This is a genomic window from Ignavibacteriota bacterium (assembly GCA_016708125.1).
GTDB lineage: Bacteria > Bacteroidota > Ignavibacteria > Ignavibacteriales > Melioribacteraceae.
In genome coordinates this window covers 4195696-4216455 of the sequence record JADJGF010000001.1, presented here as the reverse complement: position 1 = coordinate 4216455, position 20760 = coordinate 4195696, and the positions used below count along the sequence as shown (strand labels likewise).

Here is a 20760-nt window from a genome sequence, read left to right as displayed (position 1 = left end):
TATGGGAATGACAATTACAGAAAAAATATTAGCTAAATCAGCCGGATTGAGAAATGTTACTCCCGGCGAAAGTGTTTGGTTAAATGTCGATACACTTATGACGCATGATGTTTGCGGACCACCAACTATTGGAATTTGGAAAGAACAGTTTGGTACAAAAGCAAAAATTTGGGATAAAGATAAATTAGTAATTTTTCCAGATCATTACATTTTTACGGCAAATAAACATGCAAACAGAAATGTTGAAATTCTCCGCCAGTTTGCATGTGAATATCAAATTGATAATTACTATGATGTTGGAACCGAGAGATACAAAGGAGTTTGCCACGTTGCATTAGCAGAAGAAGGATACAATGTTCCCGGAAAAGTTTTAATCGGAACTGATTCACATTCATGTACTTCCGGAGCTTTTGGAATGTTCTCTACCGGAGTTGGAAATACTGATGCGGCATTCATATTGGGTACTGGAAAAATTTGGGAAAAAATTCCCGAAACAATGAAATTTACTTTTAACGGATTACTACCGGAATATCTAACAGCAAAAGATTTGATTCTCGCAATTCTTGGGGATATTACAACCGATGGTGGAACATATCGCGCATTAGAATTTGATGGTGAAGGTGTTTTTTCTTTTGATATGAATGAAAGAATGACTCTCACAAATATGGCAATTGAGGCTGGCGCAATGAATGGAATTATTGCCGCAGATCAAATTACAGAAGATTATGTGAAATCTAAAGGTGTGTATGAATATGAAATTTTTAATAGTGATGTTGATGCAAAATACGTAAGCAAATTTAATTATGATGTAAATAAAATGGAGCCATTAGTTGCAAAACCTCACAGCCCTGATAATAGAGACACAGTAAGAAATGTAGAAGGTACGAAATTGACAAAAGCATATATTGGTTCTTGTACCGGCGGTAAACTTTCTGATTTCAAATTTGCATCAAAAATTTTATTTGGGAATAAAGTTAAAGTTCCGACTTTCGTTGTGCCTGCTTCTACTCAAATAGCAAAAGATTTGGAAATAGAAACATATAATGGAATTTCACTGAAAGAAATTTTTGTCAATGCCGGTTGCGTTATTGCTCAAAGTTCATGCGCAGCTTGTCTTGGCGGACCTGATGACACAGTGGGAAGAAGCGTTGACATGGATATTGTAATTTCAACAACAAACAGAAATTTTCCCGGAAGAATGGGAAGTAAAAAGTCTTCAGTTTATTTAGCATCACCGTTAACAGTTGCGGCATCTGCAGTAAATGGAGTAATAACTGATCCAAGAGATTTTTTATAAAATAAAATTTGATAGGGATTTATGGAAAAAATAATAAAAGGTAAAGCATTTGTTTTAGGAAATAATATTGATACAGACCAAATTATTCCCGCAGAACATTTAGTTTATAGTTTAACTGATGAAGATGAATCAAAGAAATATGGACAATTTGCACTTTCTGGTGTTCCATTAAATCAATCCGGATTACCAAATGGTGGAAAACCATTTATTGAAGGAGAAAATTATTTATCAGAATATAATGTAATAATTGGCGGTTCAAATTTTGGCTGCGGATCATCAAGGGAGCACGCTCCTTTCGCATTAAATAAAGCCGGTGTAAAAGCAATTATTGCTGAATCTTACGCAAGAATATTTTATAGAAATTCTGTTGACGGCGGTTTTTTAATCCCATTGGAATCAAATCAAAAATTAAATGAGCTGATTTCAACGGGGGATGAAATAGAATTAGATTTAGAAAATTATAAATTGAATAACATTTCAACAAATTCTTCGTTTAATCTAAAACAACTTGGAAGTGTTTTACCAATAGTTGAAGCCGGCGGAATTTTTGAATATGCAAGAAAAAATAACATGATTTAATAAATAAAAGATAAAATTATGAGAATTGAACTATTTGACACAACTTTAAGAGACGGAACTCAAGGCGAAGGAATAAATCTTTCACTCCAAGATAAGTTATTAATTACTCAAAAATTAGACGCTTTTGGTGTTGATATTATTGAAGGTGGTTGGCCCGGAAGTAATCCAAAAGATGAGGAATATTTTCGACTTGTAAAAAATCTTGATCTTACACATTCAAAAATTTGTGCATTTGGGTCAACCGCAAGGTATCCGGATAAGATAAATCAAGATAATAATTTACAGCTTTTACTTAAAGCAGAGACACCATACATTTCTATATTTGGAAAAACTTGGAGATTTCATTCGGAAGTAAGCTTAGGATTGATAGATTCGCAAAATGAAGAGTTAATTTATAAATCAGTGGAGTTTTTAGTCAAGGAGGGTCGTCAAGTAGTTTTTGATGCAGAACATTTTTTTGATGGTTACAAAGATGATCAAGAATTTGCAATAAAAATGTTAAAAGCTGCGGAGCAAGGCGGAGCATCGATTTTAGTATTATGTGATACGAACGGCGGGACGTTACCAAATGAAATATTTGATATTGTGGAAGACGTTAAAAATAAGTGTAAATTACCTTTAGGAATTCATGCACATAATGATGGTGATCTTGGAGTTGCAAATTCACTTATGGCTATAAAAGCCGGAGCAGTTCATGTTCAAGGAACAATAAATGGAGTTGGAGAAAGATGCGGTAACGCAAATTTATCAAGCATTATTCCAAATATTGTTTACAAAATGGGACACCAATTTTCTGATAAGTTAGATGTTACAAAAACAACTACAATTTCGCATTTCATTTCTGAAATTATGAATATCGAACCAAATACAAGAGCGCCATTCGTTGGACTTTCAGCGTTTGCGCATAAAGGCGGAATTCATGTAAGTTCAGTTTTAAAAGACAGCAGAATGTATGAACATTTAGATCCAAAAGCAGTTGGAAATAAACAACGAGTAGTAGTATCGGATTTATCCGGACAAAGTAATATTCGTTATAAAGCAAAAGAATTTGGAATTAATCTTCCTGAGGATAAGGAGTTTAGCAAGAATTTTGTTAACTACTTAAAATCGATGGAGTTTGACGGTTACCAATTTGATGGCGCTGAAGCAACTTTTGAACTTTTGTTAAGAAGTGAATTGAAGGAATATAAACCTTTTTTTAGCGTTAAATATTCAAAAGTAAATGTTTTGCAAGATCAAAATAATATTCATTATTCGGAAGCTGTTTTGAAAGTAGAAGTTAATGGCGTAATTGAACATACTGCAGCAGATGGGAATGGACCTGTAAATGCATTGGATAGTGCTCTAAGAAAAGCATTGTTAAGATTTTTCCCAGAAATTTCTCAGATGAAACTTATTGATTATAAAGTAAGAGTTCTTGGTGACAAAAATGGTACTAAAGCAAAAGTACGAGTTTTAATTGAATCAAGTGACGGTGTAATTAATTGGTCAACAGTTGGTCTTTCGGAAAACATAATTGAAGCAAGCTTAATGGCTTTAACCGATGCAATGAATTATAAATTGTTTAAAACAAATAACCTAAAATAAAATTTTAAAAATAAAAATTAAAGATTAAATAAATTTAATTAAAATTACGTTAATTTAACGAATTATTTTTAATATAAAATATTTCTATAAAATATAGGAATCTCAAATTTCTTCTTAACATTATTCAATAAAATACAGTGTTGTAACTCACACTTATTTTCATCAAAAAGTTTATTTTTCATATTAGAAATTTCAATTACTCGAGAATATTATGCTTGCCAAAAAAATGTATGTGAAGAATAAATACCAATATATTGGCGTTCTTTCTAATACAATTCGATTAAAAGAAAATGAACTTTGGGGAATTAATGATTTTGAAGGTAATGAAATTCTTCCTATGCAGTTCAATGAAGTATTTACGATTTCGTTCGGTTTAAGATTAATAGCAGCACGTGAAGGATTTTTTTGGAAAATTTATAATAATCTCGGAGAAGAAATATCGTCTGAAAAATATGATTCTTTATTTCCATTTTACGGAATGTTTGGTATAACAAAAATTAAAAAAGGTAATAAATTCGGATTATTAAATAAACGTGGAAGAAAAATTATTCCAATAAATTTTAAAAAGATTGAAAGATTTGGGCAGGGTTTAGTTCTTCATAATTTTGATTCTACAATTGAATTTGTAGACAAAAAATCATTAATGCAATTACCAGAAATTAATTCTGAAACTTATATCGATCAAATAAAAGAACCTGTTAAAAATATTATTCAAAATAGAATTACAAAAAAAAGTAAATCCTACTAGAATTCCTTCGCAAAACTTATTTTTGTTTTGAAAAATTTTGTAAATATTTTCAAAATAAAATAATATATTAAAGAATAAAATTGTTTTTTTGTTTAGCAATACGTCTATTCTTGACTTACTCGGGAGGTTTAAATGAAATCATCATCTGACTTTTTATATTATGTACCAATTTTTTCAGATTTACCGGATGAAACAATTGAACAAATATTGCAAGTTGGAGTAAGAAAAGCCTTTAAAAAAGAAACAATTATTTTAATGGAAGAAGATGATAGCGGTGCACTTTTTATAATTATTACTGGAAAAGTAAAAGTAACAAGAACTAGTAATGATGGAAGGGAAGTAATTTTAAATATTCTTTCTGAAGCTGATATATTTGGCGAAATGGCATTGCTGGATGGATTATCAAGATCTGCAACAGTTACGGCTATAGAAGATTCTGAATTATTTATAATACAGCGAAATCAATTCTTGGAATTTTTAAAGGAACATCCGGAAATATCAATTGCATTAATGCAGGAACTTTCAAAAAGATTAAGAACTGCTGATATGCAGATAAAATCGCTTTCCTTGAAAGATGCTGAAGGGAAAGTGGCAACTGTAATTGTTCAGTTAGCTAATGATCATGGAAGAATAAGACAAGGCGCAGTTGAAATAGATAAACTTCCGTTGCAGCAAGATTTGGCAAATATGGCTGGAACATCGAGAGAAACAATTTCCAGAACTTTGCACTCATTTGCAAAAAAAGGTTTGATTGAATTAGAAGGATCTAAATTAAGAATATTTCAATTTGATAAGTTTAAATCTACATATTTATAAATTTTAGTTATTGTTAATAAAAAAAGCCCAACTTTTTGAAAAGCTGGGCTTTTTAATTTTAAAGATTTGAATCTATTAATACATTCCGTCCATACCGCCCATTCCGCCAGGAGGCATCATTGGAGCTTTTTCTTCAGTTTTCTTCTCATAAACAACAGCTTCAGTTGTAATTAATAATGAAGAAACAGATGCGGCATTTTCTAATGCAGTTCTTGTAACTTTTGTTGGATCAATAATACCAGCAGAAATCATATTAACATATTCATCAGTTGATGCATCAAATCCAAAATCATCTTTTCCTTCTTTAACTTTGTTTAATACAACAGCACCTTCTAAACCAGCATTGTTAACAATTTGTTTCAAAGGTTCTTCCATTGCTTTTTGCACAATTTTAATTCCGGTTGTTTGATCTGCATTTATACCTTTTAAATCATCTAATACAGAAGCAGCTCTAACTAACGCAACACCTCCGCCGGCAACAATTCCTTCTTCAACTGCTGCTCTTGTAGCGTGCAATGCATCTTCAACTCTTGCTTTCTTTTCTTTCATTTCGACTTCTGTTGCAGCGCCAATTTTTAATACAGCAACACCACCGGAAAGTTTTGCCAATCTTTCTTGCAATTTCTCTCTATCATAATCTGAAGTTGTATTTTCAATCTGAGCTTTAATTTCATTTACTCGTTTTTTAATTTCTTCGCCTTCTCCAGCACCCTCAACAATTGTTGTATTGTCTTTATCAATTACAACTTTTTTAGCGGTACCTAAAAATTCTACAGTAGCATTTTCTAATTTGTAACCTCTTTCTTCAGAAATTACTGTACCACCAGTTAGTACTGCAATATCTTCCAACATAGCTTTTCTTCTATCGCCAAATCCAGGTGCTTTTACTGCAGCAACTCTTAAAGTACCTCGTAATTTATTAACAACTAATGTTGCTAAAGCTTCGCCTTCTAAATCTTCAGAAATAATTAAAAGTGGTCTTCCGGCTTGTGCAACTTTTTCAAGTACTGGAAGAAGGTCTTTCATCGAAGAGATTTTTTTATCATGAATTAAAATTTGCGGACTTTCTAAAATTGCTTCCATAGTTTCTGAATCTGTAACAAAATATGGTGATAAATATCCGCGGTCAAATTGCATACCTTCAACAATTTCCAATCCGGTTTCTGTACCTTTTGCTTCTTCAACAGTAATTACGCCATCTTTTCCAACTTTTTCCATTGCATCAGAAATTAATTCTCCGATAGCTTTATCATTATTGGCTGAAATAGAACCTACTTGAGCAATTTCATCTTTTCCGCCAACTTCTTTAGAAATAGATCTTAAATATTCTACAACTTTTGCGACAGCTATATCAATTCCTCTTTTTAAATCCATTGGATTTGCACCAGCAGTAACGTTTTTTAAACCTTCTCTAAAAATTGCTTGAGCTAATACTGTTGCGGTTGTTGTTCCATCACCGGCAACATCACTTGTTTTGGAAGCTACTTCTTTTACCATTTGCGCACCCATGTTTTCAGTTGCATCTTCTAACTCAATTTCTTTAGCAACCGTAACACCATCTTTTGTAATTGTTGGAGCACCAAATTTTTTATCGATTACAACATTTCTACCTTTTGGACCCAAAGTAACTTTTACAGCGTTTGCTAGTTTATCAACGCCTATCTTTAGTCCAGCACGAGCTTCTGTGCCAAATTCAACTATTTTTGCAGCCATTTTATCCTCATTTTTTTGATTGTTAAATATTAAAATTTATGACAAGATTCCGAAAATATCACTTTCACGCATTATTAGATATTGTTCATCATCAATTGTAATTTCATTGCCGGAATATTTTCCGTATAAAACTTTGTCTCCAACTTTTACATTCATGGAAATTGCATTCCCATCATCTTTTATTCTACCGGGACCAGTTGCGACAATCGTACCTTCAATTGGTTTTTCTTTTGCGGTATCCGGTAAAATTATTCCGCCTTTTGTTTTTTCAACAGCATTACTTGGTTTAACTATAACTCTGTCTTCCAGAGGTTTAATTTTGAATTCTTTCATTTTTTTTCTCCTTTTTAAAATTAGCACTCATTAAAGACGAGTGCTAATATATAAAGAACATAAAAATTTGTCAAGAAATGAATAAATTCAATTTATTTGATGCAAAATTTTTTGAAAGGTTTTAAAGTAAATATCAAATTTTATAATAATTTTTTTGCTAATTCAAATACTTGATCAGCATGGGTTTCTACATTTACATCACGAATAATATTTGAGAAATTTCCATCTTTATCAATTATAAATGTTATTCTGCTTGCTTTCCCAATGTTATTCAAAACTCCATAACTTTCGGAAACAGATTTTGTTTCATCAGAAAGAAGCGGGAAGTTCAAATTGTGATCGTTAATAAAATTTTTATTATCTTCTTTTGAATCAACGGAAATACCAAAAATTACAATTCCGTTTTCTTTAAATTGTGAATATTGATCTCTAATTCCGCAAGCTTCTGTTGTACAGCCGGGAGTGTTAGCTTTTGGATAAAAATAAATAACTACCGGAGATTTACCTTTGTATTCAGAAAGTGTAAAAAAATTTCCATCTGAATCTTGAAGAGTAAAATCGGGGGCTTTGTTTCCTACGGATAAATTTTCAGCGCTTCCGCCGCATGAAATTAAAGTAATTACAATAAATAACAAAAATAATTTTCGCATAATTTACCTTTCTATTCTAATTCAACCGAACGATTAAAAATATAATCAACATTTTTAACCATTTCATTTGTGTTGAAAATATTTTTTATTTCTTCAGTTGTTAAATATTTTTTTATTTCTTCAGAAATAATTAATTCATTTTCTAAATTTGTTGATTTATCTTGCCATACTTTCATTGCTGAAGTTTGAACTAATTTGTATGCGTCTTCTCGTGTTGCGCCTTTTTCCACAAGTGCAAGAAGCACTTTTTGTGAAACTATTAAACCTCTTGTTTTGTTAAGATTTTCAATTGCATTTTCCGGATATATTAAAAGATTATCAATTAAATTTATCATAAGATTCAACATGTAATTTAAGATAATTGTACTATCGGGAACAATAATTCTTTCAACCGAAGAATGTGAAATGTCTCTTTCGTGCCAAAGTGCAACATTTTCCAAAGCTGCTGTGGCGTTTCCTCGAAGTAATCTTGCTAAGCCCGTAACTCTTTCTGAAATAATTGGGTTTCGTTTGTGCGGCATTGCAGATGAACCTTTTTGTCCTTTTGAAAAAAATTCTTCCGCTTCTAAAACTTCGGTTCTTTGTAAATGTCTAATTTCAATTGAAATTTTTTCTAATGTGGCTCCAATAATTGCCAATGTTGAAAGATATTCAGCATGGCGATCTCGTTGTATTACTTGGGTTGAAACCGGAGTCGGTTTTAATCCCATTTTTGCGCAAACATATTCTTCAACTTTTGGAGAAAGATGATCGAAAGTTCCAACTGCACCAGAAATTTGTCCCACACTTATTGTTTCAATTGCAGATTTTAATCGTAAAATATTTCTTTTTGTTTCTTCATACCAAAGCGCAAATTTTAATCCGAATGTTGTTGGTTCGGCGTGAATTCCATGACTTCTTCCAACGCAAACTGTTTTTTTATATTCAAGTGCTTTTTTCTTCAGTGCGATTTTTAATTTTTCTAAATCGTTTAATAAAATTTCTCCGGCAGCTTTCATTTGGTAAGAAAGTGTGGTATCCAAAATATCCGAAGAAGTCATTCCGTAATGAATATGACGAGATTCCGGTCCAACATATTCCGCAACATTTGTAAGAAACGCAATTACATCATGTTTGGTTTCTTCTTCAATTTCTAAAATTCTTTTTACATCAAAATTTGATTTGGATTTAATAATTTCTAAATCTTCTTTTGGAATTTCACCCATTTCCGCACGGGCTTCGCAAGCTAAAATTTCTATTTTTAACCAAGTTGAATATTTAAATTCATCTTCCCAAATTTTTCCCATTTCCGGGCGTGTATATCTTTCTATCATGGTTTTGGTTCTAATTTTAAATTTATAAAAAGTATTTTATTATCTCGAAAAACTTTTAGTTTCAAAATATCATTTGTTCTTGCTTGATGAAAAACATAAAGTATAGTTTGGTCATTATTTATTTTTACATCATTTACTTCAAGAATAACATCGCCGACTTCTAACCCAGCTTTTTCTGCCGGAGATCTTCTATCAACATTTGAAATTATAACTCCGTAGGTGCTGTTTAGTTTGTAGTATTTTGCTATTGCATCGTCAATTGGCTGAATACTAATTCCCGTCCAAAAATCTCTGTTTACAAAACCGTTGGATTTTAATTCTTCAATAATATCTTTAATTGTATTTATTGGAATTGCAAAACCAACACCAATACTTCCGCCTTTATTTTCTCGCCAGATAATTGTATTCATTCCAATCATTTCGCCTACACTATTTACTAATGGTCCGCCGCTATTACCGGAATTTATTGATGCATCTGTTTGTATCATTTTTAAATAATATCGTTCTTCGCTTAATCCCAAATTCATATTTAGTGCACTTACAACTCCAACTGTTACGGTTGGTTTATCATTTATTTCAAAAAGTCCGAATGGATTTCCTAAAGCGATTACCCATTCTCCAATTAAAATATCATCAGAATTTCCAAATTGAATATATGGCAAATTTTGGGCATTAATTTTTAACAAAGCAATATCTGAGGATTTATCGGTTCCAACAAGTTCAGCATTGTATTCTGTACCGTCAGTCATTGTAACAATAATTTTATTCGCATCACCGGCAACGTGATCATTAGTAATAACGTAACCATCTGGCGAGATTATTGCTCCTGATCCAAGTCCGGGGATTTGTCTTTCGTAAATTCTATCAAAAAAGAAACTATACGGATCTCTAAAATATCTTGTTTGAGTTACATTAATTCCAACAATTGCTGAGCTTACATTTTTTACAGTATTTGTAATTATGTTTTCACGACTGTTTGTAATTGTGTTATCAATAAGATTTCTAATATTTGCCGGCACAATTGAACTGTTTTCTGTAATTTGCCGATTTTCTAAAACAGAGTTTTGCTGATTTGAATTTTCATTTTTTGAGGAAAATTTTTCATAATAAAAGAATGCAAAGAAAATAGAAACTATAAGCAAAGTTATAAATGATGACAAAAAAACATACTTTAAATTTTTCATTATAAATATTCCGAACTAATTTTTGTAAATAATATCTTTTATTGGGGATATGTGCTTTGTAAGAATTATAAACATAAGTAAAGATATGGAAAATATAAAAATAAAACCCTCCTTTGCCGGAGGAAATGTAATTAAATTGAGTTGTTCAGAAAATAAGATTGAAGAAAAAATAATAATTATTGTTGCTCCAACATTTGCGATATGAATATTTGCATTTACTTTATTGATCAAAAACCAACTCAATAACCAAATTAATAAGATTGCTGGAGATAAAATTAATGCTCCGCCAGCTGCAGTTGCTAAACCTCTTCCACCGGAAAATTTTATCCAAATTGAATAACAATGGCCCAAAACGGCTGCAATTAATGCTAAAATTGATGCTGAGAAATCATTTGGAAAAAATAATTTAGCTAAAAGAACAGAAATAATTCCTTTTGTTAAATCCATAAATAGAACAATAATTCCAATTTTTTTTGAATTTGTAACTTCAAAAGAATTTAAAGTTCCAATATTTCCGGAACCTACTTTTCTCAAATCCAAATTATGAGTTTTTTTTAATATTATAAATCCGGTTGGAAAAGAACCAATTATATAACAAATTACAAAAAGAATCGATAATGCCATTATATTTCAATAATTTATGGAATAAATATAAAAATCAACTTTGTTATTATTTTGTAAACTTTTATTTTCTATAGACATAATTATTACGATATAAGTAAATTTAAGTTATTAACAAAGAATAACCGAAAATTGAATTTTTATTAACAATTACTTTTTTCAGAAGTTCAATATAAATAATGATTTTGAATTTGGAAATAATACATATAGAGGAGTTGTAATGGTAAATTTTATTGGAAATTTTAGTGTAATTCCATCTCTGCCAGAAAAATTAGAACCACTTAGAGAAATTGCCTATAATTTACATTGGACGTGGAACCACGACGCACAAGAACTTTTTTGGAGATTAGATAGAGATTTATGGGAAAGTACAAACCATAATCCCGTTATGATGCTTGGAAAAGTTAGTCAACATAAATTGAATGAAATTGCTGAAGATGACGGATTTGTTTCGCACATGAACAGAGTTTATTTACAATTAAATATTTATTTGGAAGATTCTACTTGGTATCAAAAAAAATATGGCGATGCTGAAACTCCGTTTATTGCATACTTTTCTGCGGAGTTTGGATTAACCGAATGTTTACAAATTTATTCCGGCGGGTTAGGAGTTTTAGCTGGTGATCATTTAAAATCTGCAAGCGATTTAGGAATTCCTTTAGTTGGAATTGGATTATGTTACAAAGAAGGATATTTTCAACAATATTTAGCCGCAGATGGCTGGCAGCAAGAACAATATCAGCTTTCTGATTTTCTAAATTTGCCAATGACTTTAGTTATAAATGAGGATAATTCTCCGGTTAAGATTTCGTTAGATTTTCCCGGAAGACAAGTTTTTTTCCAAATTTGGAAAATACAAGTAGGCAGAATTCCTCTTTATCTGATGGATACAAATGTTGCAGAAAATAACGATGAAGATAAAAAAATTACACGTGCACTCTACGGCGGAAATAAGGAAACGAGAATTCAACAGGAAATTATTTTAGGAATTGGTGGAATTAGAGCTTTGCAAGAATTGAATATTAAACCTTTAGTTTGTCACATGAACGAAGGTCATTCTGCATTTTTAGCACTCGAAAGAATTCGTCTTTTAATTCAAAAAGGCTTAACATTTGATCAAGCAAGAGATATTGGAAATTTCTCGAATATTTTCACAACTCACACGCCGGTTCCCGCCGGAATTGATGTTTTTGGAAATGATATGGTTGAAACATATTTTGGAAAATATTACAGAGAAGAATTAAAAATCTCCGATAAGCAATTTTATCAATTGGGAACAATTATTCAAAATAAACCTCCAGCAAATTTTAACATGGCACATTTAGCTATGAATATGGCGGGAATGGTCAATGGAGTCAGCAAACTTCATGGAGTAGTTTCAAAGAAAATGTGGACAAATGGATTCCCGGATATTCCGTTTGATGAAATTCCGATTGAACATATTACAAACGGAATTCACACACGCTCACATTTATCGTCAGAAATGTCTGAACTTTTAACAAGATATTTGGGTGAAGATTTTGATTCCGGAAACGGTGAAAATGATTCATGGAAGGCTGTTGATGAAATTCCAGATGAAGAATTATGGAATACGCATGAAAGAAGACGCGAAAGATTAGTTTCGTTTGCCCGTAAAAGATTAAGAAAACAACTTATTTCGAGAGGCGCTTCAAATATAGAAATTGATGCGGCAAAAGAGGTTCTTAATCCATCTGCGTTAACAATTGGTTTTGCAAGAAGATTTGCAACATATAAACGTGCTACTTTAATTTTACGAGATATTGAGAGACTTTCGGATCTTTTGACAAATCCAGACAGACCAGTGCAATTTATTATTGCGGGAAAAGCACATCCGCAAGATGAAGAAGGTAAAAAATTAATTCAAGAATTAGTTTCAGTTTCTAAAGATCCGCTTTTTAGAAAACGAATTGTATTTTTGGAAAATTATGATATGAACATTGCGCGTTATATGGTTGAAGGCTGCGATGTTTGGTTAAATAATCCAAGAAGACCTTTGGAAGCCAGCGGAACTTCAGGAATGAAAATTATTGCAAACGGCGGACTAAATTTCAGCATTTTAGATGGATGGTGGGATGAAGCTTATCAAAGAGAATTAGGTTGGAAAATCGGTAACGGTGAAGAATATCCCAACACAGATTATCAAGATGAAATTGAATCAAGAATAATGTATGAAACTTTAGAAAAAGAAATTGTTACAACTTTTTACGATAGAGGAGAAGATAAACTTCCGAGAAAATGGATTCATATGATGAAAGAATCAATGAAAAATCTCGGTCCCGTTTTTAACACCAATAGAATGGTATCTGAATATTCTGATAAATATTACGTGAAAGCTTTAAACAGACGTAAATTCATTTTAGAAAATGAATGGGAAGAAGGTAAGAAATTTTCTAAATGGAAATCCGGATTATTAAAAAACTGGAAAAGTATTAAATTTATTAGCGTTTCTGAGGAAAATCCCAAAACTGAAATGAAAGTTGATTCGGCATATAAAATTAGCTGCGAAGTTGATTTGGGAAAACTTTCGCCAAATGATGTTGACGTTCAAATTTATTATGGAAAGATCGATAATATAAATGATGCAAACTCTAATCATTTTGTTGTAATGAATTACATCAAAACCAATGAAGAACATGGAATTCATACATTTTCTGGAGAAATAAGATGCGGAAATACCGGTCATTTTGGTTATACTTTAAGAGTTTTACCAAAACATAGTTTACTAAATAATCCATTTGAATTGAATTTAATTCACTGGGCATAGAAATTTTGGTTGATTTAAATCATTTGCGTTAATGTAAAAATTACTTCTTTTTTGTTGAAATTAAATAAATTATTAAAGTCTAAATAAAAAGGTCATTATGGATTTCTTAAAAAAAATTAAATTAAAAACTGCAAAAGTAGGAATTATTGGACTTGGTTACGTCGGACTTCCTTTGGGATTAGAATTTGCACTAAAAGGATTTAATGTAATAGGATTTGATGTTGATGAAAGAAAAATTCCTTTACTAAAAAAAGGTAAAAGTTATATTAAACACATTTCCGAAAAAAGAATAAAAGCTGCGGTTGATTCCGAGAAATTTGAAGCAACTTCGGATTTTAACAGATTGCCGGAAGTTGATGCAATTATTATTTGTGTTCCAACGCCTTTAAATGAGCATAGAGAACCGGATATGTCATATGTAGTAAATACTGCAGAAACAATTTCAAAGTATTTAAGAAAAGGGCAATTAGTAACACTTGAATCAACAACATATCCCGGAACAACTGAAGAAATTCTTCAACCATTATTTGAAAATTCTCCGATGATTCAAAAAATCGGAACAAAAAAATTAGTCGTTGGAAAAGATTTTTATTTAGCATTTTCACCCGAAAGAGAAGATCCAAATAACCCAGATTTTAATACTTCTACAATTCCAAAAGTTATAGGGGGAGTAACTCCAAAATGCGTTAAAATTGCGACTGAACTTTATAATAATGTAATCGTAAAAACAGTTCCGGTTTCATCACCAAAAGTTGCCGAAGCTACTAAATTAGTTGAAAATATTTATCGTTCGGTAAATATCGCGCTTGTAAATGAATTAAAAATGGTTTTTGATAGAATGGGAATTGATATTTGGGAAGTAATTTCCGCTGCATCAACAAAACCATTTGGATTTAATGCATTTTATCCGGGTCCGGGTTTAGGCGGACATTGCATTCCGATTGATCCGTTTTATTTAACTTGGAAAGCGCGTGCTTATGAAGTTAATACAAGATTTATTGAGCTTGCCGGTGAAATAAATACATTTATGCCGTATTATGTTGTAGAAAATGCCGCAAAATTTATGAATGATGAAAAGAAAGCATTAAACGGTGCAAATGTTTTAATTCTTGGTGCAGCTTATAAAAAAGATATTGATGATATGCGCGAATCGCCATCATTAAGATTAATTGAACTTTTTGAAAGAAAAGGCTGCAAAGTAGATTTTAATGATCCGTATGTTCCCAAATTATTTAAGATGAGAAAATATAATTATACAATGCAATCTGTTCCGTTGACTGCGGATGTTCTTAAAAAGTATGATTTAGTTGTACTAAGTACAGATCATTCAGATTATGATTATAAATTCATTGCGGAAAATTCTAAGTTAATTTTAGATACAAGAAATGCGTTCGAAAAACATGGAGTTAAAGCAAATCATATTAAAAAATCATAATAAAGATTTTAAATATAGCCGAATTTAGTAATTATTGTCTTTTTCGGCTATATTATTAACTATAAATATGTAGTAATTCATAATAGTAATATATCCTAAAATCAGAAAATTTAATGAAGAAAATTATTTCTGTTGTTGGTGCTCGACCTAATTTTATGAAAATTGCTCCAATTCACAGAGCATTTCAAAAATATAAAGATTCAATTCAACATTTAATTTGTCATACCGGTCAGCATTATGATGAAAAAATGTCGAAAGTATTTTTTGAAGATTTGGAATTACCAAAACCGGATTTTTATTTAGGAGTTGGAAGCGGAAGTCATGCAGAGCAAACTGCAAATGTGATGATAAAATTTGAGAAAATTCTGCTTGAAGAAAAACCCGATATGATTTTGGTTGTTGGTGATGTAAATTCCACAATTGCATGCAGTTTAACGGCATCAAAACTTCATATTAAAATTGTACACGTTGAAGCGGGATTGAGAAGCGGCGATAGAGAAATGCCCGAAGAAATAAACAGAGTTTTAACCGATGCAATTTCCGATCTGCTTTTTGTAACCGAAAAAAGTGGAATGGAAAATCTAAAAAAAGAAGGTGTTTCCGAAGAAAAAGTATTTTTCACTGGAAATGTAATGATAGATAGTTTGGCATATTTTAAACCTAAAGTTGTAAATTCTGATTTTCTAAAAAGTTTTGATCTTGAACCACAAAAATATATTTTAGTAACTTTGCACAGACCAAGCAATGTTGATGATAAAAATCAGTTAATAAAATTAATTGATGTTCTAAATACACTTGCAGAAAAGAGAAAAGTTTTATTTCCAATACATCCTCGTACTCAAAAAAATCTTACAGACTTTGGATTAATTGAAAAAATCAGTAAAAATCTTCTTTTAACAGATCCAATAGGATATTTAGATTTTCTAACTTTAACGAGCAACGCAGAACTAATTGTAACGGATTCCGGCGGAATACAAGAAGAATCTACATATTTAGGAATTCAATGCATAACTTTAAGAACTTCTACAGAAAGACCAATTACCGTTGAAGTTGGAACAAATCAACTTTTAGGAAATGATTTAGAAAAAGCTAAAAAAGTTGCGTTAGAAATTCTTGATGGGAAACTTAAAAAAGGAAATATTCCAGATTTGTGGGATGGAAAGGCAGCAGAAAGAATTACAGCAATTATCTCAGAAAAATTAAATTTTTAGAAACTTTAAACGATTCTATTTTGTTGAAGAAAGGCAAAAATTTTTCGAATTAATTAAAGTTGAATTATTTGATATTTATCACATATTCACTTCAAAATTTCATCTAATTGCAGAAAGAATAAAATTAATTTAAGTAGAAAATCTCAAAAATTTGGAACGGGAATTTAGAATGAAAAATAAAATAATAGTTAAGGTATTTATAATTCTACTTTTTACTATATCATCATTAATTGCAAAAACTTTTACTTCAAACCTAGATATAGTTTCCGAAGATAGTTTATATCTTGCAAAAAAAGGCGGTATTTGTTTTAGGTTTGATGATAATGCCAAAATTGCTGATTATATGAAAATGGCTCAGGTTTTTAAAAAATATAATGCAAATTTTTGTATCGCTCTAAATTTAAATGATTTTAGATCCCCAGAGTATAAAGATAGTATAAGAGTTCTGCAAGAAATGGGTCACGAAATAATGGATCACACTCCAAATCACAGAACAAATTATTTTGTAACACAATTTCCTGTTGTAGAATATTATAAGCCAGGCACAACTAATCCGCTTGATGGAATTGATCACATTGTAAACAATAAAATTTGTCTTGAATTTGATAATGTTGACACAACTTTAGCTTCAAAAAGCGGTATTTGCGATGTTTATCAAAACCAGCTTTTAAATGGATTTGCAGAACTTCCTGAAAGTGAAATTTATATTTATTTGCCTGCACTTAATAAATTAGTTCAAAGAAGTTATTTGGAAAATAATAAAATCTTCTTTGTTGATATTTGGGGTGATCCAATTCTTTTACCAACAACTTGGAAGACAAGATATTTTATTTTCGATAAAATTAATGTACAAATTTCAGACGAAGCTTTAAAACTTTTAGGTAATGAAACATTAAAATTAGCAAATGAATTCAATCTTGAACCGCCAAAAGTTTGGATTCAACCCGGCGGAAATTTCCCTCAGTTATCTAAAGAAAAATTGAGTAATACTATTGGTGATGAATTAAAATATGTTGCCGGTGCATCTGTTAAAAAAGGCAGACAAATTTATAATGAATATGATCCGAATAATTTTGAAAGATTTGAAATGCAATGGGGTGATTTTTTTGAAGATACTTGGACTGTTGAAAAAACCAAAAATGTAATTGCAGATAGAATTGCAAAACATTATATGCAAATTGGGCACGCTCATTTTTACGAAATTGATTCACTTAACCTATATTTTTCTAAAGTTGACAGCATTTTGGCTTGGGCTACTGAAAATAATGTTCCCGTTAAAACTTATTCTGAATGGGCAGAAATATTGTATGATCAAACACCTGATCCGTATATAAATATTTTTCCTTCATTAAATACAGATTTAGACAAAAATATTTCTGCATTGGATATAAATGGAGTTCCGGATGGTTATTCACCAAGATTTTGGTCAGGACATGGACAATGGGAAAGAGATACAATTATTGCCGGAATAGGAAAGTACGTATATTCAATTTCAACAAATTCAAGAATTTGCAGAGTTGAAAATTTAGCCGGAATAGAAAAAGGTAAAAATGATTTTAAAATTCAAACCAAAGGAGCTGCTGGTGATTCGGTAGAAGTATATTTTTCTTTTGGAGAATACACAAGTAATGTTGATGCTGTTTATAAATTTCCTGCAGATACAAAAGATTGGGTTGAATATACTTTAGAAAATTCTACCAACGGAAATAAAGAATTAATAATTCCGGAAAATGTAAATTTTATTTCTGTTGATATAAAATGTTCTGATTATATTTCCGGAAAAGTAAAAGTTAGCGGATTATTTTTAGCAAAAAGTACAACAACAGATATTGAAGAACAAATTGAAGAAATTCCTAATAATTTTGTATTAAACCAAAATTATCCAAATCCGTTTAATCCCGAAACAAAAATTTCCTATAGTTTACCGAAAAATTCACGAGTAGCGGTAAAAGTCTATAATATTTTAGGAAGTGAAATCGCAACATTAGTAAACGAAAAGCAAAATTCCGGAAATTATGAAATAACATTTAACGCAACAAATTTGGCAAGCGGAGTTTATTTCTATTCATTGAATACTGATAATTTTTCTCTTACTAAAAAAATGATTCTTCTTAGATAAAGTGAAAGATGAAAAGATTATAAAAATTATATTATAAAATAATTAATTCCCTTAATTCAAAATTTTGATTAAGGGATTTTATATGTGATGCAAATCACCACTGATTTATATTTGAAACAATTTTAAGTAAATTAAATAATAAGATTTTAAGTATTATTAAGATTTTTAAAGAAATGTTTTTATGATTAAAACCCCAAAAATAATTATTGCAACAATAATACTATTCATTTTAGTTGAAAATATTTTTTCTCAAAAGAATATTCAAACAGAATTTCAAAGTATATCAAACATAAATTCATTTGTCCCAAAAGAAGCCGGAGTTGCGTTTAGAATTGATGATAATTATGCGCATGAATATTACACTCAAATGGCTGAAATTTTTGATGATTATAATGAGACTTATGGAAGATCTTATCATTTTAGTTTTGCGCTAAATTTTGCGGCAAGTTATAATTATAATAGTACGGCAATACCATTTAGCAGCCCTTCATATATTTCGGCAATAAAGACAATTCAAGATGCCGGACATGAAATTATGGATCACACACCAAATCATAGAACAAATTATTTTATAACCGAATTCCCTGCATCTGAATATTTAGAAATAGATTTACTTACACCTATTGCTGGAGTTGATCATATTATTGAACAAGCAAATGGAAAAAGAAAAATTTGTTTGGAATTCAATTCTGTTGATATTTCTGAATTAACTCCAATTGGAACTTGTAATGTTCTTAATGATACTATATACGGAAATTTTACTGCAATTGACTATGATACTGAGATTTATGTTTATCTTGAAGGATACGGATTATATTTTATTTACAATTTTTTCAAAAGTAAAACTAAAGCGCAAATTTTAGATTTTTGGGAGAATCCTGTAAGTTTGCCACAAGCAAATAATGTTAATTTTTATAAATTTGATAGAAAAAATAAACTAAGTATAGATGCAATAAGAGTTTTAGCAAATGAAACATTAAAATTAGCTGAATTATTTGATATTGATAGACCAACAACTTGGATTCAACCAGGTGGAAGACATCCAGTAATTTCAACTCTAGAATTAAGTACCGCTTTAAAACCTTTGGGATATAAAGCGGGGGCTTCATTCGGAGATAGTCCAAAATCCTTCAAAATATTTAATGAATATGATCCAAATGAATATTTGGAATTTGGTATGCAATGGGAAGATTTTAATGAAGATAAGACTACTCAAACACTTGAGACAATTAAAACAACAATCTCAGATGGAATTGCAAAAAATAAAGTTATGATTGGGCATAATCATTTCTATGACTTAAAAGGTAATAATGGTTATGTTTTACCAACTGAATATTTTCAAAGAGTTGAAGAAATTCTTGCTTGGTGTCATCAAAATAATATAGAAATTAATACATATGCTGAATGGGCAGACATTTTATATGAAAAAACTTCGGACCCATATGATAATGTTTTTCCACCTTTAAATGTAAATCTTGATACTTATACAAATACTTTAAATCCTGATGGTATTCCAGATGGATATGAACCAAGAACTACATGGATCAAAGATGGAAATATAATTGATGATAAGGGTGTTTGGGAGATTGATGCAACGGCTCCGGAAGGATATTGCTATACAAAATATTATGATAATTGGGCAAGAATATTTTTGGTTCAAAATTTAGGTGGTGTTGAGAAAGGAGAAAATGAATTTGAAATTTGGACAAAGGGTGGACAAAGCGATGGAATTAAGATTGTCTTTTCTTTTCCTAATACATCTTATCAAAATGAGGAATTTATAATTCCAGCTAATACAGAAAATTGGCAAAAATATAATTTACTTAATTCTACAAATGATAATACCGATTTAATTATACCATCTGATGTTTCATTGGTGAATGTTGAGGTTCTTGCACGATTTCAAACTGGACCAATAAGTGTAAGTGGAATGTCCTTATCAAAGAAAATACCAACAATATCAACAAATCTTAAAATCTTTTTAGAAGGAGCTTACTCGAGTGCAAACTCAATGCCAATTGATCCGACATTTCAAAGCGTAATTCAAACATCGCAGCCATTTTCTTCAAGCCCTTGGAATTATAATGGAACTGAAAATGTTTTGAGTATTCCAATTGGAGTTGTTGATTGGGTTTTGGTTGAACTTAGAGAAACCACGGAAGCAAATTCTATTAAAGCAAGAAAAGCCGGATTTGTTAAAACCGATGGTACAATTGTCGGCTTAGATGGAATTACGAATTTAAGTTTTGATATTCCAGAAAGTAATTATTACGTTGTAATTTATCACAGAAACCACTTGCCAATAATGAGTTCCGTTCCGGTTTCTTTTAATTAAATCTGATTAGAAAGTTTTTAATTGGATACGAAAA

The 20760-nt window shown here is 30.7% G+C and carries 16 protein-coding genes; 10 read left to right on the top strand and 6 right to left on the bottom strand.

The genetic code is table 11. The features are described from left to right. The first annotated feature begins 1 nt into the window (after position 1). The 5 genes from IPH62_18065 to IPH62_18045 all read left to right on the top strand — a co-directional run bounded on the left by IPH62_18065 (position 2) and on the right by IPH62_18045 (position 5027). On the top strand, positions 2–1297 hold the full coding sequence (locus tag IPH62_18065) for a 3-isopropylmalate dehydratase large subunit (protein ID MBK7107183.1): 1296 nt from the start codon (positions 2–4) through the stop codon (positions 1295–1297). A gap of 21 nt (positions 1298–1318) precedes the next feature. Next, entirely contained in the window at positions 1319–1876 is a 558-nt protein-coding gene (locus tag IPH62_18060; protein ID MBK7107182.1) for a 3-isopropylmalate dehydratase, read from the top strand. 18 nt (positions 1877–1894) lie between these two features. After that, positions 1895–3463, top strand: coding sequence for a citramalate synthase (locus tag IPH62_18055; GenBank protein MBK7107181.1), 1569 nt, complete (start codon positions 1895–1897; stop codon positions 3461–3463). A 211-nt stretch (positions 3464–3674) separates the two neighbouring features. Beyond that, positions 3675–4211: a WG repeat-containing protein gene (locus IPH62_18050; GenBank protein ID MBK7107180.1), complete on the top strand. Its 537-nt coding sequence runs from the start codon at positions 3675–3677 to the stop codon at positions 4209–4211. Between the two features lie 132 nt (positions 4212–4343). Further along, a complete protein-coding gene (locus tag IPH62_18045; protein ID MBK7107179.1) occupies positions 4344–5027 on the top strand; it encodes a Crp/Fnr family transcriptional regulator in 684 nt (227 codons plus the stop codon). A gap of 75 nt (positions 5028–5102) precedes the next feature. Here the strand turns inward: IPH62_18045 and groL are convergent, their stop codons facing one another. From groL to IPH62_18015, 6 genes are all read right to left on the bottom strand, one after another. Further along, complete coding sequence (gene groL / locus IPH62_18040; protein MBK7107178.1) at positions 5103–6740, bottom strand: chaperonin GroEL; 1638 nt, start codon at positions 6738–6740, stop codon at positions 5103–5105. A gap of 36 nt (positions 6741–6776) precedes the next feature. Continuing rightward, on the bottom strand, positions 6777–7073 hold the full coding sequence (groES, locus tag IPH62_18035) for a co-chaperone GroES (protein MBK7107177.1): 297 nt from the start codon (positions 7071–7073) through the stop codon (positions 6777–6779). 140 nt (positions 7074–7213) lie between these two features. Next, positions 7214–7723 (bottom strand): peroxiredoxin, encoded by a 510-nt coding sequence (locus IPH62_18030; protein ID MBK7107176.1) that lies wholly within the window; start codon positions 7721–7723, stop codon positions 7214–7216. Between the two features lie 11 nt (positions 7724–7734). Next, the gene (locus tag IPH62_18025; GenBank protein ID MBK7107175.1) at positions 7735–9036 is read right to left on the bottom strand and encodes an adenylosuccinate lyase; all 1302 of its coding nucleotides are present in this window, start codon (positions 9034–9036) and stop codon (positions 7735–7737) included. After that, the gene (locus IPH62_18020) at positions 9033–10220 is read right to left on the bottom strand and encodes a trypsin-like peptidase domain-containing protein (GenBank protein MBK7107174.1); all 1188 of its coding nucleotides are present in this window, start codon (positions 10218–10220) and stop codon (positions 9033–9035) included. Before IPH62_18020 ends, IPH62_18025 begins: the two co-directional genes overlap by 4 nt. A gap of 15 nt (positions 10221–10235) precedes the next feature. Then, a complete protein-coding gene (locus IPH62_18015) occupies positions 10236–10844 on the bottom strand; it encodes a glycerol-3-phosphate acyltransferase (protein ID MBK7107173.1) in 609 nt (202 codons plus the stop codon). A 217-nt stretch (positions 10845–11061) separates the two neighbouring features. Here IPH62_18015 and glgP point away from each other — a divergent pair, with 217 nt between their 5' ends. The 5 genes from glgP to IPH62_17990 all read left to right on the top strand — a co-directional run bounded on the left by glgP (position 11062) and on the right by IPH62_17990 (position 20726). Next, on the top strand, positions 11062–13626 hold the full coding sequence (gene glgP, locus IPH62_18010; protein ID MBK7107172.1) for an alpha-glucan family phosphorylase: 2565 nt from the start codon (positions 11062–11064) through the stop codon (positions 13624–13626). A 97-nt stretch (positions 13627–13723) separates the two neighbouring features. Next, the gene (locus IPH62_18005; GenBank protein ID MBK7107171.1) at positions 13724–15061 is read left to right on the top strand and encodes a nucleotide sugar dehydrogenase; all 1338 of its coding nucleotides are present in this window, start codon (positions 13724–13726) and stop codon (positions 15059–15061) included. 113 nt (positions 15062–15174) lie between these two features. Next, the gene (gene wecB / locus IPH62_18000) at positions 15175–16272 is read left to right on the top strand and encodes a UDP-N-acetylglucosamine 2-epimerase (non-hydrolyzing) (GenBank protein ID MBK7107170.1); all 1098 of its coding nucleotides are present in this window, start codon (positions 15175–15177) and stop codon (positions 16270–16272) included. A 1171-nt stretch (positions 16273–17443) separates the two neighbouring features. Further along, a complete protein-coding gene (locus IPH62_17995; protein ID MBK7107169.1) occupies positions 17444–18391 on the top strand; it encodes a T9SS type A sorting domain-containing protein in 948 nt (315 codons plus the stop codon). Positions 18392–18572: 181 nt separating this feature from the next. Further along, positions 18573–20726 carry a hypothetical protein gene (locus IPH62_17990; GenBank protein ID MBK7107168.1) on the top strand — a complete coding sequence of 718 codons (2154 nt, stop codon included), beginning with the start codon at positions 18573–18575 and terminating at the stop codon, positions 20724–20726. Positions 20727–20760 lie beyond the last annotated feature (34 nt).